Raw genomic sequence first — 15,143 nt, forward strand, 5'->3', positions numbered from 1 at the left:
TGCGGCGATCCGGCGAAAAGCCAAACACAGGCAGGATATAGGCATGGCGAGCGCCGTCGAACAGCTTTTCACGGTCAAGGCAAGGATCGCTGCCGCCGAGCGCGAGGCAGGCCGTGAGGCCGGAGCGGTGACGCTGGTCGCAGTCTCGAAAACCTTCGACGCCGCCGATATCCGCCCGATTATCGAGGCCGGCCAGCGCGTCTTCGGCGAAAACCGCGTCCAGGAAGCACAAGCGAAATGGCCGGTGCTGAAGGAGGCATTTTCCGACATCGAGCTGCATCTGATCGGTCCGCTGCAATCGAACAAGGCCAAGGAAGCGGTGGCATTGTTCGATGTCATCGAAACCGTCGACCGTGAAAAGATCGCCGCAGAGCTGGCCAAGGAGATCGCCAGGCAAGGCCGGTCACCAAGGCTCTATGTCCAGGTCAACACCGGCTCCGAGCCGCAAAAGGCCGGCATCGAGCCGCGCGAGGCTGTCGCCTTCGTGGCCCGCTGCCGCTCGGTTCACGCCCTCGCCATCGAAGGGCTGATGTGCATTCCGCCGGCCGACGAGAACCCCGGTCCGCATTTCGCGCTGCTGGAAAAGCTTGGGCTTGAGGCCGGCGTCGACAAGCTCTCCATGGGCATGTCCGGCGACTACGAAACCGCGATCGCCTTCGGCGCGACCAGTGTCAGGGTTGGATCGGCAATTTTCGGCGCCAGATGAGGCGCAGCCGACCTTAGGCCACAGGCTGACATTGACTGCGCCAGCGTATAGAAACGGAACGTTTCGTTCCTATATGGGTCGAGTTATTCTCAACCCGTCTGGAGCCACCCATGCGTTACAATCAACTTGGAAATACGGGGATGTTCGTCTCCGAACTTTGCCTCGGCACGATGACGTTCGGCGCGGCCGGCGAGAATGCCCAATGGGGCCTGATCGCCAGCCTCGACCAGAAGGGCGTCGACGAGATCGTTGCCCGCTCGCTCGCCGCCGGCGTCAATTTCTTCGACACGGCGGATGTCTATTCCTTCGGCGCCTCGGAACGGCTTCTCGGCCAGTCGCTCAGGAATCTTGGCGTCAACCGACAGGACGTGATCATCGCCACCAAGGTCCATGGCGCCATGGGCGGGGGCCCGAACCAGCGTGGTTCCTCGCGCGGCCACATCATGGATTCGGTCGAAGGCAGCCTCGAGCGGCTGCAGCTCGATCACATCGATCTCTACCAGCTGCACGGCACCGACACGGTGACGCCGATCGACGAGACACTGCGGGCGCTCGACGACCTCGTTGCCGCCGGCACGGTCCGCTATGTCGGCGTCTCGAACTGGCAGGCCTGGCGCGTTGCCAAGGCGCTGGGTATTGCCGAGCGCAAGGGATTTGCCCGCTTCGAGACCGTGCAGTCGTACTACTCGATCGCCGGCCGCGATCTCGAGCGCGAAATCGTGCCGCTGCTCAACGAGGAGAAGCTCGGGCTGATGGTCTGGTCGCCGATGGCTGGCGGCCTGCTCTCCGGCAAATACGGACCGGGCGCCCCCGGCAATGGCGAGGGCCGCCGCGCCAGCTTCAATTTCCCGCCGGTCAATGAGGACCGTGCCTGGGCAGCAGTCGCCGTCATGCGCGAGATCGCCGTCAAGCACGGCGTCAGCGTCGCCACGGTGGCGCTCGGCTATGTCCTGGCCAAGCCATTCGTGATGAGCGTCATCATCGGCGCCAGCCGCATGGAGCAGCTGGAACAGAACCTTGCAGCCACCGAGTTGAAGCTCGATGCCGATGATCTCGTTCGCCTCGACGAAGTCAGTGCCCTGCCCGCCGAATACCCCGGCTGGATGCTGGAACGTCAGGCTGCCGGCCGGCGTCCGGCGCCCGTTGTGCCGAAAACGTAACTCAATCTCACCTTCGATTCGATGCTTCGGGAGCCGGCAGGCTCCCGATCTTTTTTGGGCTCAGGTCAGCCGGACCGTCTCGACCAAAAAGTCCAAAAACGCCCGCACCCGCGCCGGCAGATGCTTGCCTTGGCCGACATAGACGGCGTGGGTGAGTTCCTCGTCGCCGGGGTTGAACTCTTCCAGCAGCGGCAGAAGCCGGCCGGCGGCAATGTCGGCCTCCACATGCCAGCGTGCCAGCCGGGCGAGGCCCGCCCCCGAGAGCGCCATCAGCCGCATCGCCTCGCCGTCGCTGACCAGCGTATTTCCGATGATCGACAGGGTGATCGGCTTGCCGGCCGCGTCGATAAAAGGCCAGCCCTCGAGGTGACGTACGAAACGGAAGCCCATCCGGTTGTGACGATCGAGATCGGCGGGCGTCTTGGGCGTGCCACGCGCTTCGAGATACGATGGCGCCGCAACGACGACCACCCGGCTCTGCCCGAGCTTGCGCGCCACCAGCCGTGATTCCCCGAGCGGTCCGGCGCGGATGGCGACGTCAGCGCGCTCCTCCATCAGGTCGATGACATCGTCGGTCAACACCAGATCGACCGAGATTTCGGGGTAGCGTTCTAGGAAACGCGGCAAAAGCGGGATCAGCCGATGCTGCCCGAAAGGCACGTAGCTGTTGATCCGCAGCCGGCCACGCGGCGCGGCACCCGCCGCTGCCTCGCGCTCGGCCGCCGCCATGTCGGCCAGGACGCGCACGCCGCTGTCGAAGAACGCCGCCCCCTCCGGCGTCAGTTGCAGCTTGCGCGTCGAACGGCTGACCAGCCGCGCACCAAGCCGCGCCTCCAGCCGCGCGATCAGCTTGCTCACCGCCGACGGCGTCATCCGCAACGCGCGGGCAGCGGCTGAAAAGCTGCCCGCCTCGACGACGCGGACGAACACTTCGATCTCGCCGGAGCGATTGATGTCGGGCCTGGCCATTGGTGAATCTATTTCACAGACGATGTGCCCGATGCAAGGCTGGTTCACAGCACATCGCGGCACGATCTTCCGGATCGGGGCGTGGGAGGACACGGCGCCCGTCGTCAAAACTGGTCGTCATCGAAGTGGGAACCGCCATGCCCCTTGCTCTTTACGCTCTTGCCGCCGGTGCGTTCGGCATCGGCGTCACCGAATTCGTCATCATGGGCCTGCTGCTCGACGTCAGCACCGATCTCGACGTCTCGATCTCGGCTGCCGGCCAGCTGATTTCCGGCTATGCGCTGGGCGTTGTCATCGGCGCGCCGCTGCTGACGATCGCAACCGGCCGTTGGCCGCGCAAAACCGTGCTTCTGGCGCTGATGGCGATCTTCACGCTGGGCAACCTCGCTTGTGCGCTTGCCCCAGACTACTGGACGCTGATGGGTGCGCGCGTACTGACCGCCTTCGCCCACGGCACCTTCTTCGGCGTCGGCTCGGTCGTGGCGACCGGACTGGTGGCGCCCAACAAGAAAGCCTCGGCGATCGCCCTGATGTTCACCGGCCTGACCATCGCCAACATCCTCGGCGTGCCCTTCGGCACATGGCTCGGCCAAGCCTTCGGCTGGCGCGCGACCTTCTGGGCGGTGACCCTGGTCGGCATCGCCGCCTTTACCATCATTCTGCTGCTGGTGCCGGGCAGCCGAACAGAGCCTGAGAAGAGCAATTTGCGCGCCGATCTCGCCGTGCTCGGCCGCACGCCGGTCCTGCTTGGCTTTGCTACCACCGTGCTTGGCTATGCCGGCGTCTTCGCCGTCTTCACCTACATCGCCCCGTTGCTGACCGAGATCACCGGTTTTGATGAAGCAGCGGTGTCGCCGATCCTGCTGGTCTTCGGCGGCGGCCTCATTGCCGGCAACCTCGCCGGCGGCAAGTTCGCCGACCGCTGGTTGGTACCGTCCGTTCTCGGCAGTCTCGTCGTCCTGGCGATGGTGCTCGGCACCATGACCTTCGCCCTGCACAGCCAGGTCATGGCCGTTATCTATGTCGGCCTGCTCGGCGCCGCCGCCTTCGCCACCGTCGCGCCGCTACAGTTATGGGTGTTGCAGAAGGCACAAGGCGCCGGCCAGAGCCTCGCCTCATCCTTCAACATCGCCGCCTTCAACCTCGGCAATGCTGCCGGCGCCTGGCTCGGCGGCGTGGTCATCGCCCATGGTCCCGGCCTCGATGCCGTCACCTGGGTCGCGGCCCTGTTGCCGCTTTCAGCGCTTGCCGTGGCGGCGTTTGCGCTGCGCCTCGACCGAGATCCTGTCCTCGCCACACCGGAAATCGCGCGGTCATAGAACGGCAAACCTCAACCAATCTTTGAAACAGCCATCCTTCCACAAGGAGCAAACCCATGGATTATCGAAATCTTGGCGCATCAGGCCTGAAGGTCCCGGCGCTCTCGTTCGGCGCTGGAACCTTCGGCGGTTCAGGCCCGCTGTTCGGCGCCTGGGGCAACAGCGATGCGACGGAAGCACGGCGGCTGGTCGACATCTGCCTTGAGGCCGGCGTCAACCTGTTCGACACCGCCGACGTCTATTCGAATGGCGCTTCCGAACAAGTGCTCGGCGCTGCCATCAAGGGCCGCCGCGACGCCGTGCTGATCTCGACCAAGACCTCGCTGCCGATGGGCGACGGTCCCAACGATGCCGGATCGTCACGTTCACGCCTGATCAAGGCCGTCGAAGACGCGCTGGGGCGCCTTGGCACCGACTACATCGACCTGCTGCAACTGCACGCCTTCGACGCAGCAACACCGATCGAGGAGGTGCTGTCGACACTGGACAGTCTCGTGCGCGCCGGCAAACTGCGTTATGTCGGCGTCTCCAATTTTTCCGGCTGGCAAGTGATGAAATCGCTCGGCCTGGCGGGCAGATACGGCTATCCCCGATACGTCGCCCATCAGGTCTATTACTCGCTGGTCGGACGCGACTATGAATGGGAGTTGATGCCGCTCGGCCTCGACCAGGGTGTCGGTGCGCTGGTGTGGAGCCCGCTCGGCTGGGGCCGCCTGACCGGCAAGATCCGCCGTGGCCAGAAGCTGCCTGAGAAAAGCCGGCTGCACGACACGGCAAGCTTCGGACCGCCCGTCGAGGATGAGCATCTCTATCGGGTCGTCGACGCGCTTGATGTTGTCGCCGAGGAAACCGGCAAGACCATACCGCAGATCGCCATCAATTGGCTGCTGCAGCGGCCGACCGTCGCCTCCGTCATCGTCGGCGCGCGCAACGAGGAGCAGTTGCGCCAGAATCTCGGCGCCGTCGGCTGGTCGTTGACAGCCGAGCAGATGAAGAAGCTCGACACGGCAAGTGAGGTCACCGCACCCTATCCGTATTTTCCCTATCGCCGGCAGGAGGGTTTTGCCCGGCTGAACCCGCCCGCAGTCTGACGCTCCAAAAGCTGGGCGGCGGCTCCCAGGCTGCCGCCCGCCCGGCTAATGCAGAACGAACTCGCCGTCGACCTTGCGCCATTCGTTCGGCGCGATCAGCTTCTGGTGCGTGTAGCTGACCGAATGCAGCGGGCCTTCGAGCTTGGCCTTCCAGAACTCGATGAAACGGATCAGCACGGGAAATTTCGGGGCGATGTCGTAATCCTGCCAGATGAAGCTCTGCAGCAGATGCGGATGATCTGGAAAGTGATAAAGAATCTTGGCCGTGGTCAAGCCATAGCCCTTGAGCATCAGGTCCATTTCGGAATGGTCGCGCATTGCGGTCCCCTGGTTGATTCTCCTTCCTCCCAGGCTGAAATTGTGCACCCCATTTGCTTAATCGTCTATTGATATTTCTATGATCGAACCAGATTACTTCCGCAAAAACATGCGCTTAGCAGCCGACTCACGAGAGTGCTGACACCGCCTGGTAAGGCGCCTGCGGCATCCCGCCGCGCGAATCCAACGTCTAATGTTGCCGTCGCGGCCGAACTGTTAATAATGCGCGCGAATTCGCGGCCGCATCGCTGCGATCCTGCCGGCGGTCAAGCCGGCGGTTTGGTTTTGGGGAGGAAGGCGAAGAAATGTCCGATGTTCATGTCCATCGCGTCCAGCCGGCGTGGAAGAAGAACGCGCTGATTGACAATGACACCTACCTGAAATGGTACGCCGACAGCGTCAAGAACCCGGACAAGTTCTGGGGCAAGCACGGCAAGCGCATCGACTGGTTCAAGCCGTACAGCAAGGTCAAGAACACGTCCTTCGACGGCCAGGTCTCAATCAAATGGTTCGAGGATGGCCAGACCAACGTTTCCTGGAACTGCATCGACCGGCATCTGAAGAAGCGCGGCGAACAGACCGCCATCATCTGGGAAGGCGACAATCCCTACGACGACAGGAAGATCACCTATAACGAGCTTTACGCGCATGTCTGCCGCCTCGCCAATGTGATGAAAAAGCACGGCGTCAAGAAGGGCGACCGCGTAACCATCTACATGCCGATGATCCCGGAGGCCGCTTATGCGATGCTCGCCTGCACGCGCATCGGCGCCATTCATTCGGTCGTCTTCGGCGGCTTTTCGCCGGATGCGCTGGCCGGACGCATCGATGACTGCAAGTCGACCTTCGTCATCACCGCCGACGAAGGCCTGCGCGGCGGCAAGCCGATCCCGCTAAAGGAGAACACGGACAAGGCGATCGAGATCGCCGCCAAGGCCGGAACGAAAGTCGAAAAGGTCTTGGTAGTGCGCCGCACTGGCGGCAAGACCGGCTGGGCCGCCGGGCGCGACGTCTGGTACCATGACGAGGTCGCGACGGTTAAGGCCGAATGCAAGCCCGAGAAGATGAACGCCGAGGACCCGTTGTTCATCCTCTACACATCCGGCTCGACCGGCAAGCCGAAAGGTGTGCTGCACACCACCGCCGGCTATCTCGTCTATGTCTCGATGACCCACCAATATGTCTTCGACTATCATGACGGCGATATCTACTGGTGCACCGCCGATGTCGGCTGGGTCACCGGCCACAGCTACATCGTCTACGGGCCGCTCGCCAACGGCGCCACCACGCTGATGTTCGAAGGCGTGCCGAACTACCCGTCGCAGTCGCGTTTCTGGGACGTGATCGACAAGCACAAGGTCAACATCTTCTACACGGCGCCGACGGCGTTGCGCGCGCTGATGGGCGCCGGCGATGCCCATGTCACCAAAACGTCGCGCAAGTCGCTGCGCGTGCTCGGCACCGTCGGTGAGCCGATCAATCCGGAAGCCTGGGAGTGGTATTTCAACGTCGTAGGCAACGGCAAGGTGCCGATCGTCGATACCTGGTGGCAGACCGAGACCGGCGGCATCATGATCACGCCGGTTCCGGGCGCCACCCACCTCAAGGCGGGTTCAGCGACGCGGCCCTTCTTTGGCGTCAAGCCGCAGCTGGTCGATACCGACGGCAAGGTGCTCGAAGGCGAAGCCAGCGGCAATCTTTGTATTGCCGACTCATGGCCGGGCCAGACGCGCACCGTCTATGGCGATCACGACCGCTTCGTGCAGACCTATTTCTCGACCTACAAGGGCAGATACTTCACCGGCGACGGCTGCCGCCGCGATGCTGACGGCTACTACTGGATCACCGGCCGCGTCGACGACGTCATCAACGTCTCCGGCCACCGCATGGGCACCGCCGAGGTCGAATCGGCGCTGGTTTCGCATGAGAAGGTCTCGGAGGCCGCCGTCGTCGGCTACCCGCACGATATCAAGGGCCAGGGCATCTACTGCTATGTCACGCTGATGGCCGGCGAAACGCCAAGCGAGGAATTGCGCCAGGAACTCGTCGCCCATGTCCGCAAGGAGATCGGCGCCATCGCTTCGCCCGACAAGATCCAGTTCGCGCCCGGCCTGCCGAAGACCCGTTCCGGCAAGATCATGCGACGCATCCTGCGCAAGATCGCCGAGGATGATTTTGCCGCGCTCGGCGATACCTCGACGCTGGCCGATCCGGCGGTCGTCGACGACCTTATCGCCAACCGGCAAAACAAGAAGGGCTGATGCAACCCGCATTGGGCGCCGTCACCGAGCTTTGGCGCTATCCCGCGAGCTCGCTCGCCGGCGAGTTTCAGCAGGCGATCTCCGTCGACCGGCATACCGTCGAAGGCGACCGCCTGTTTGGTCTTGTCGATACCTCGACCGATGAAATCGCACGGCCCGACCGCGAAGCGAAATGGCACAAGGTGCCCCGCATCCGCACCCGGCTGTCGCAGGCCGGCAGGCTGGAGGTCGCCATCCCCGACGGACGCTGGCTTTCGGCACCTGGCGCGCAAAGTGATCGCGCCATTTGCGCCTATCTCGGCTTTGCGGCTTCCATCCGGCCGTTCCGTCGGGAAAATGCGGCTCCGGATTACGCCGGCCCTCTGCTGACGGAACGCTACGTCAAAGCCCCTATTCATCTGCTGACCACCGCCTCACTGGCGCGTTTGAAAGTGCTGCATCCAAAGGGCACCGCCGACGCGCGCCGCTTCCGCCCCAACATCGTCGTCGATGTGCCGGAGGTCGAGGGGTCGTTCCCCGAGACGGAATGGATCGGGCGCAAGCTGGCGATCGGCGACCTGCTCCTGACCATCTCCGAGCCGTGCCGCCGCTGCGGCTTCACCATCATTGGCCAGGACGGGTTCGACCACGACCCGGCAATCCTGCGCAGCCTGGTCCGCCACAACGCCCATAACCTCGGCGTCTACTGCACCGTCGATCGACCGGCCCGCGTCGAGATCGGCGCCACGATGCGCCTCCTGTAGCTATCGGTACAAATCCGCCCGCGTCGGCGGCAGGCCGCTCGGCCCACGCGCGCGCCTTGTGGCGACGGTCTGGAAAACCTGCGCCGAGGCGCGTTCGAAGGTAATCGAGCAGCCGGTGAGATAAGCAGCCAGAGCCGCGCCTTGGCTTCGCCGACCTCGGCGATAGCTTCGTCGAAGCGTGCGTGGAGGCGCTCGGCCCATAGCCTGCAGGTGCGCGCATAGTGCTCGCGCAAATTTTCGACGTCGTAGACGAGGAAGCCGTGGGCCTCGAGATTGCCGAGCGTCATGCCGATCGTGTCGAGTTCGCCGCCCGGAAAAATGTATTTGATCAGCGCCTTGAATTCCGGCCCCTTGCGCAGCGTCTTCTTCAAGCTGCCCTTGTCGCGCCGGGTGATGGCGTGGTGCAGATAGATGCCGCCCGGCTTGAGCAGGCGATGGATCCTCGAGAAATAGGCCGCATGGTTGGCAAGCCCCAGATGCTCGAACATGCCGATCGACGAGATCTTGTCGAAGGAGCCGGACAGCTCGGCATAGGACTTTATCTCGATGGTGATGCGGTCCTCCAGCCCCTCGGCGCGGATGCGTTCACGGGCGAGCTCGGTCTGTGCTTCCGATAGCGAAACGCCGTGGCCGACGACGCCATAATTCTTCACCGCATGGATGAGCATCGCTCCCCAGCCGCAGCCGATGTCGAGCAATCTATCGCCGGGCTTCAGCCGAAGCTTGCGGCAGATATGGTCGAGCTTGTCTCTCTGGGCCTGATCGATATCGTTGGCGAAATCCTTGAAGTAGCCGCAGCTATAGACCATGCGCTCGTCGAGGAAGAGCCGGTAGAATGCGTTGGAAATGTCGTAATGATGCTCGATCGCCTCCTTGCTCGAACCGCTGACGAAAGGATTGCGGCCGGAAAGATCGGTTCGCGTCGTCATCTGTTTTCGCGAAAACAGCACCGCCGGCAGGTCGCGCAGGATCGCCAGCTTCGGCAATGTCTTGAGCTTCGTCCTGAGCTTGCCGTGCGTGGGCAAGGCGTAGAAATCGAACAGCGATCCGTCTTCGACGTCGACCGCCTTGGCAATCCACATCTCGATCAGCGTCGATAAAGAGGGCCGACGTACGATCTGCCAGACGATGTCCTGGTCGTTGATGGTGAGCACCGGGCCGGCAGCCGGGCCGATCCGCTCGCCTGTCCACAGCCTCACCGCAAAACCCGGCTTCAGCGTCTCGATGACCGTCCGAACAATCCGGGCCGCTCTCTCGGCTGCCTCCATCCCGTCCTCCCTTACCCGGCAAAATAGTGGCCCGGAACAATAGCGGCTCGATCTTGCCTGCCCGATCGGCCGGCCGCAAGCCGCCCGAGTGCACAAGCAGGCTTGTTCAGGATTTTCGGGTGCCGCGCCTTGCCATTTGCCGGATGACACCCCATCATGAGGGAGTGTTCAACAAATCGAAAGGAGGTGATCCGATGTCGAGTGATTTCGTTTTCCAGAACGTGGCCTCAGCGGATCGCACTTTCGGGAAGCAGTCTTCCCGCTAAGGCGCGAGATGCGCGGCTGGCGACCAGGGTCGCCGCCAGGAGCCGCGCCATGGACGGAAACACGGAAGGCCGCCGGCTTCGCGAGAAGCGGCGGCCTTTCCTTTTTGGGCTGTTGTCCCCTATTTGGTTACGGTTAACATCTCGACGTTGCGCGCTATATCCTGGAAAGCCTGGTTGAGTTCCGTTCCATTGGCCGCCTGATAAAAGTGCTTGATCTTGGCGGTGTCCGGGCTCGCGCAATCCTGGAGCGTCGCCTTGGCATTCGTTTCGTTTAGGTCAAACCCAATGGTGAAGACCTCGATGCCCTTGTCGCGCATGGCAGCGCAAAGTTTCTTGGCGGCCGTGCGGGTCGGCTCCTTGCCGGCGTCATTGTAGACGTCGCTGACCGTGCTCGCATCGAAGTAGGACAGGTTGAATTCGCCATCGGTCATCAGGATCGCGATCTTGGCAACCTTCTTTGGATCCATCTTGGCCGGCCGTTCCGAGGCTTTCATCACACTGCCCCAGTTTTCCGAAAGCATGTACCAGGTCCACTGCACGCCGATATGGCCGGCGGTGCCGCCGGAGGCGACGAAATTCTTGATGACCGTCTTGAGCGCCGTCGCATCCGCTGTCAGCGGCATCAGCGCGGCGATCGGGCAGGCGGCGGTGCCGGTCTGCCAGGCGAAGGATGACAGCAGGTAGTCGCGATTGACCATGCTGACGTCGGGGCCCGCATCCGAATACTGATAGGTCCCCTTGCGCTCGGTGGCGCAATTATCGGGACGGATAAAGCCCGAGACATACTGCACGGCGTCATTGGCCGGCGCCTGTTTGCGTTGACTGGCGGTGGTTTCCACATAGACGCTGCTGGCGGCAAGTGTACCGGCATTCACCGAATTGGCATAAGGCACGATGGCAACCCGCACACGTGGCCTGGAGGGGTCCTGGCCGCCCAGGAAGCTGTCGACAGCATTCGCCGCGGCCGCCCGCAGATCGATGATTTTCTGGCCGGCCATCGACCCGGTCACGTCCAGCATCATCGCGACTTCGATCTGCTTGTCCGAATAGAGCGCCGTCGTCGATGCGGGGACGCGTTGCATGCCACCCGTGCTGAAAAGCGGGAAATAGTAGTTGACGTTGACATGGACGTCCGCCTGGACAGTCTTGGCTGTCCTGTCGACAACCAGATTGTCGAGGACGATCTGGTTGTCCTGGAGGATACCCGCCGTGCTGTTGGCATCGAGAAAGGCCTGCACCGATTTGCTGGCGTCGGCCTCGCTGATGACGCCGGTTGTCAGGTCGCGGGCCGTCGAGGTGACCGCTGCATCGACCACGCCTTGCAGGCTCGATTTTACATTGTAGAGTTGGGACACGTTGACCGCAAAGCCGACACTCAGTGCCAGCACTGAGCCGATTATCCCAAACAGGACCGCGAAATTTCCGCTGCGATCCCCGGCAAAGCCGCCGATCGTCTGAACAAGACCCCCGAAACGCCGCATTCCTTCCGCCTCCATTCGCTACAGCCTGCAGCTGTCCGAACGCGCATTGCAGGAATCCGGCCGGATCGCGCCGCCAGGCCCGGGAAAGCGACCGGCCCGCGATCAGGTCATTGTTTCCAAACGGTTTCGAGCGGCGGCAGGGTAAACAGAGGGTAAACGAAAGCTGCGCCGGCACGGCTTTGTCGACAAAGCGCTTACCACGAACAGGCTCGCAATTCAGGACGACTGGACTGCGTCCCAATCCGGTACAGACGAGATGTATCGAACCGGTTCAGCACGATCGCGGTGGCGGGAAATGGAAACACGGACTGTGAATGTGTCCCGAAAGACTAGGCCAGCATCCGTGCGCTGACCGTCTTGTCGACGCCACGACAAGGCGGCTTGAACAGATTACCTTCCTGCTCGTGCGTCCAGACCTTGAACAGGGTGAGCCGATGCGGGCCAAAACTGTGCAGCAGCGGCACGTCGGTGGCGTCGCGGCCGCGGGCGATGACGACGCGGCCGATCCTCGGCACATTGTGGCGAGGATCGAAAGTGTACCACCTGCCGTCGAGGAACACTTCCACCCACGCCGAGAAATCCATCGGCGCCGGATCGGCGGGCACGCCGATATCGCCGAGATAGCCGTTCACGTAGCGGGCCGGGATGTTCATGCAGCGGCAGAGCGTGATCGCCAGATGGGCAAAGTCGCGGCAGACGCCGACGCGTTCCTCATGCGCCTGCGCCGCCGTGCGGGTCGAGCGCGCATAGCCGTAGCCGAAGGACAGGCGGTTGTGGACATAGTCGACGATGGCCTGCACCCGCGCCCAGCCCGGTGGAAGCTGGCCGAAAAGTTGCCAGGCCAGGTCGCCGAGATGGTCGGTCTCGCAGTAACGGCTGCCGAGCAGATAGCCGAGCACCTCGTCCGGCAATTCGGCAACCGGGACTTCTCTCGCCAGCGTGTTGACTTCGTCCGTCTCGCCGCTGTCCTCGACCACCGCGTCATAAAGGATGCGAAAGCTTCCGGCCGGCGCCGTGAAGCGGCGGCAGCTATTGCCGAAAAGGTCGTGGTAGACCCTGGTCGGGACCGACGGCGAGGTCAGCACGCGCGTCTGCCGCTTGATGTCGGCCTGGCGATCCCCGTGGATATCGAGCAATGAAACGACCGGCGTTGCTGCAACGCATTCAATGGCAATTTCATAGCCGAGCCGAATCAGCATCGCCCTCCCCTGCGATCGTCATGGAAGATAGTGCCGATCAACGCGGGACAGTGCGTGGCGGTTCCTTGTGGTCGTCAAAAACGACGCCTCGCGGCTTCCCATACGGACGCGGCAACGTTACGGTCGATTGACACGCGTCTTTCGAAATAATCCCTCCAAGATGACCCCGGGAAACCGATGTTTGCAGGCAGAAAATTCGCGGCCTTCCTGTTCGATATGGACGGCACGATTCTCAATTCGATCGCCGCAGCGGAAAGGGTCTGGGCAGCGTGGGCGCATCGGCAAGGTCTTGACGTCGCCGCATTCCTGCCGACCATCCACGGCGTGCGGGCGATCGAGACCATCGGCCGGCTGGCGCTCCCAGGCGTCGATCCTGCCCGCGAAGCCGATTCGCTTTTGCAGGCCGAGGCGGCCGATGTCGAGGGCATTCGCCCGATTGCCGGCGCCGCGGCCTTCCTGGCGTCGCTGCCGCCTGGAAGCTGGGCGATCGCCACTTCGGCACCGCGCGAGCTCGCCCTGCTGCGCCTGCAGGCCGCGGGTATTCCGGCTCCCGCCGTGATTGTTGCGGCGGAGGATGTATCGCGCGGCAAGCCGGCGCCCGACTGCTTCCGGCTGGCGGCCGAACGGCTCGGCGTCGATGTGGGCGACTGCCTCGTCTTCGAGGACGCGCCGGCCGGCATAGCGGCGGCCGAAGCCGCGGGCGCTGCGGTCGTGGTGATCAGCGCCACGCACCGGCATCCGTTGGAGACGCCGCATGCCACCATCGCCGGCTATGACGCGATCGGCATCGCCGTCGATTCCAGCGGCTGGATTGCCATCGGAGTGGAGCGGGCCGCGCTGCCTGTTTGACTAGCACCCTGCCTGGGCTAAAAGTCGCTGGTCAGGCCCTTGACCTCCCAGTCGCCGTAGCGGCCGGGCTCCTTTCCTCCGCGCCCGCCGATCTCTCTCGGTTGTGCGGCTTCCTTCTCGCGATATTTCTCCCGCCGGGCCTCGGCCTCGACCAAGGCGCGCCTGGCTGCCGGGGTCAGCGGCTTTTGCGGCGAGCCGTTAGCATGCGTTTGGCTGGTTTTGTCGATCATGCGATCTTCCGCTAGATTGAAACAGGCCCCGATTGAAACGGGAACCGCTGTTTCCCATCATATAGCGATGGGCCCACAAGGATCGACCCCTTTGTTGGGCCAGAACGGAGCAGACGATGAACACCCTTCGCACCGCCATGCTTTTGGCCGCAATGACGGCCCTGTTCATGGGTGTCGGCTATCTCATCGGCGGATCCGGCGGCATGATGATCGCGTTGCTGATCGCCGCCGGCACCAATTTGTTCAGCTATTGGAACGCCGACAAGATGGTGCTGTCGATGCACCGTGCGATCGAAGTCGACGAACGCAACGCGCCTGAATATTACGCCATCGTGAAGGGTCTCGCGCAACGTGCCGGCCTGCCGATGCCGAGAACCTATCTCATCGACAATCCGCAGCCCAATGCCTTCGCCACCGGCCGCAATCCGCAAAATGCCGCTGTCGCCGCCAGCACCGGCCTGCTCGAGCGGCTATCGCATGAAGAAGTCGCGGCGGTGATGGCACACGAGCTCGCCCATGTGCAGCACCGCGATACGCTGACCATGACGATCGTCGCCACCTTTGCCGGCGCAATTTCGATGCTCGGCAATTTCGCCTTCTTTTTCGGCGGCAACCGCGACAATAACAATTCCTTTGGCATCGTCGGCGTGCTCGTGGCGATGATAGTCGCGCCCCTGGCCGCCATGATCGTGCAGATGGCGGTGAGCCGCACCCGCGAATATGAGGCCGACCGGCGCGGTGCCGAAATCTGTGGACACCCGCTGTGGCTCGCCTCGGCACTTGACAAGATCGCGCGGGGCGCCGAACGCATCCGCAACCCGGATGCCGAGCGCAATCCGGCAACCGCCCATCTCTTCATCATCAATCCTCTTTCCGGCGAGCGCATGGACAGTTTGTTTTCCACTCACCCGAGCACAGAAAACCGCATCGCCGCGTTGCAGAGGATGGCGAGCGAAATGGCCGGCGCACCCGAAGCGGCCGCGATGCCAAGGCCGGCGCCGGAAGGGACCGGGCAGCAGCCGTCTGGTCCGTGGGACAGGGCCGCGCGGCCCGAGAGGCCGCCTGAGCCGGCCAAGCCGAGACCCAATCCCTGGGGACGCAATCCGACCGGACCCAAAGGTCCGTGGTCGTGAGTTCAGCGAAGCGCCGGCACGGAATTTCAGGCGATCGTGAACACAATTCGAGCGGCGGGGCCCGAGCCCGCCGACCCCCGCCCAAAGCCCCGGGCGGCCCGCGTTGCCCCCGGCATTTACCCCAAACCCCCCCCCGCCCGGGGGCCCCCC

General features: G+C 63.3%; 13 protein-coding genes and 1 pseudogene. 8 read left to right on the forward strand and 6 right to left on the reverse strand.

Annotated elements, in window-relative coordinates; all coding sequences use genetic code 11:
- Window positions 1–43 precede the first annotated feature (43 nt).
- Window positions 44–706 carry a YggS family pyridoxal phosphate-dependent enzyme gene (locus NKI54_RS31405; RefSeq protein WP_023678106.1) on the forward strand — a complete coding sequence of 221 codons (663 nt, stop codon included), beginning with the start codon at window positions 44–46 and terminating at the stop codon, window positions 704–706.
- A 110-nt stretch (window positions 707–816) separates the two neighbouring features.
- The gene (locus NKI54_RS31410; protein ID WP_023678107.1) at window positions 817–1,866 is read left to right on the forward strand and encodes an aldo/keto reductase; all 1,050 of its coding nucleotides are present in this window, start codon (window positions 817–819) and stop codon (window positions 1,864–1,866) included.
- Between the two features lie 60 nt (window positions 1,867–1,926).
- Here NKI54_RS31410 and NKI54_RS31415 read toward each other — a convergent pair whose 3' ends face one another.
- Window positions 1,927–2,835 (reverse strand): LysR family transcriptional regulator, encoded by a 909-nt coding sequence (locus tag NKI54_RS31415; RefSeq protein ID WP_023678108.1) that lies wholly within the window; start codon window positions 2,833–2,835, stop codon window positions 1,927–1,929.
- Window positions 2,836–2,972: 137 nt separating this feature from the next.
- Between NKI54_RS31415 and NKI54_RS31420 the strand changes: the two genes are divergently transcribed.
- Window positions 2,973–4,154 carry an MFS transporter gene (locus NKI54_RS31420; protein WP_352569514.1) on the forward strand — a complete coding sequence of 394 codons (1,182 nt, stop codon included), beginning with the start codon at window positions 2,973–2,975 and terminating at the stop codon, window positions 4,152–4,154.
- Between the two features lie 56 nt (window positions 4,155–4,210).
- Window positions 4,211–5,245, forward strand: a complete 1,035-nt coding sequence (locus tag NKI54_RS31425; protein ID WP_352574608.1) for an aldo/keto reductase — start codon at window positions 4,211–4,213, stop codon at window positions 5,243–5,245.
- Window positions 5,246–5,290: 45 nt separating this feature from the next.
- On the opposite strand, the gene NKI54_RS31430 is transcribed toward NKI54_RS31425, so the two are convergent.
- Window positions 5,291–5,563 carry an usg protein gene (locus NKI54_RS31430; RefSeq protein WP_023678111.1) on the reverse strand — a complete coding sequence of 91 codons (273 nt, stop codon included), beginning with the start codon at window positions 5,561–5,563 and terminating at the stop codon, window positions 5,291–5,293.
- A gap of 305 nt (window positions 5,564–5,868) precedes the next feature.
- Here NKI54_RS31430 and acs point away from each other — a divergent pair, with 305 nt between their 5' ends.
- Window positions 5,869–7,824, forward strand: a complete 1,956-nt coding sequence (gene acs / locus NKI54_RS31435; protein ID WP_023678112.1) for an acetate--CoA ligase — start codon at window positions 5,869–5,871, stop codon at window positions 7,822–7,824.
- Window positions 7,824–8,567: an MOSC domain-containing protein gene (locus NKI54_RS31440; RefSeq protein WP_023678113.1), complete on the forward strand. Its 744-nt coding sequence runs from the start codon at window positions 7,824–7,826 to the stop codon at window positions 8,565–8,567. The genes acs and NKI54_RS31440 overlap by 1 nt, the downstream gene beginning before the upstream one ends.
- Here the strand turns inward: NKI54_RS31440 and NKI54_RS31445 are convergent.
- The 3 genes and pseudogenes from NKI54_RS31445 to NKI54_RS31455 all read right to left on the reverse strand — a co-directional run bounded on the left by NKI54_RS31445 (window position 8,568) and on the right by NKI54_RS31455 (window position 12,781).
- Window positions 8,568–9,835 (reverse strand): annotated as a pseudogene (locus NKI54_RS31445) (class I SAM-dependent methyltransferase).
- A gap of 385 nt (window positions 9,836–10,220) precedes the next feature.
- Window positions 10,221–11,582 carry a pilus assembly protein TadG-related protein gene (locus NKI54_RS31450; RefSeq protein WP_352693505.1) on the reverse strand — a complete coding sequence of 454 codons (1,362 nt, stop codon included), beginning with the start codon at window positions 11,580–11,582 and terminating at the stop codon, window positions 10,221–10,223.
- 329 nt (window positions 11,583–11,911) lie between these two features.
- Window positions 11,912–12,781 (reverse strand): transglutaminase-like domain-containing protein, encoded by an 870-nt coding sequence (locus NKI54_RS31455; RefSeq protein WP_023678116.1) that lies wholly within the window; start codon window positions 12,779–12,781, stop codon window positions 11,912–11,914.
- A 177-nt stretch (window positions 12,782–12,958) separates the two neighbouring features.
- On the opposite strand from NKI54_RS31455, the gene NKI54_RS31460 reads away from it, so the two are divergent.
- Window positions 12,959–13,630 carry an HAD-IA family hydrolase gene (locus NKI54_RS31460; protein ID WP_023678117.1) on the forward strand — a complete coding sequence of 224 codons (672 nt, stop codon included), beginning with the start codon at window positions 12,959–12,961 and terminating at the stop codon, window positions 13,628–13,630.
- Between the two features lie 17 nt (window positions 13,631–13,647).
- On the opposite strand, the gene NKI54_RS31465 is transcribed toward NKI54_RS31460, so the two are convergent.
- On the reverse strand, window positions 13,648–13,860 hold the full coding sequence (locus tag NKI54_RS31465) for a DUF1674 domain-containing protein (protein WP_352693507.1): 213 nt from the start codon (window positions 13,858–13,860) through the stop codon (window positions 13,648–13,650).
- 116 nt (window positions 13,861–13,976) lie between these two features.
- On the opposite strand from NKI54_RS31465, the gene htpX reads away from it, so the two are divergent.
- A complete protein-coding gene (gene htpX / locus NKI54_RS31470; protein WP_352693509.1) occupies window positions 13,977–14,993 on the forward strand; it encodes a zinc metalloprotease HtpX in 1,017 nt (338 codons plus the stop codon).
- The last annotated feature ends 150 nt before the right edge of the window (window positions 14,994–15,143 follow it).

It is taken from the genome of Mesorhizobium sp. M0663, from assembly GCF_040320585.1.
GTDB lineage: Bacteria > Pseudomonadota > Alphaproteobacteria > Rhizobiales > Rhizobiaceae > Mesorhizobium.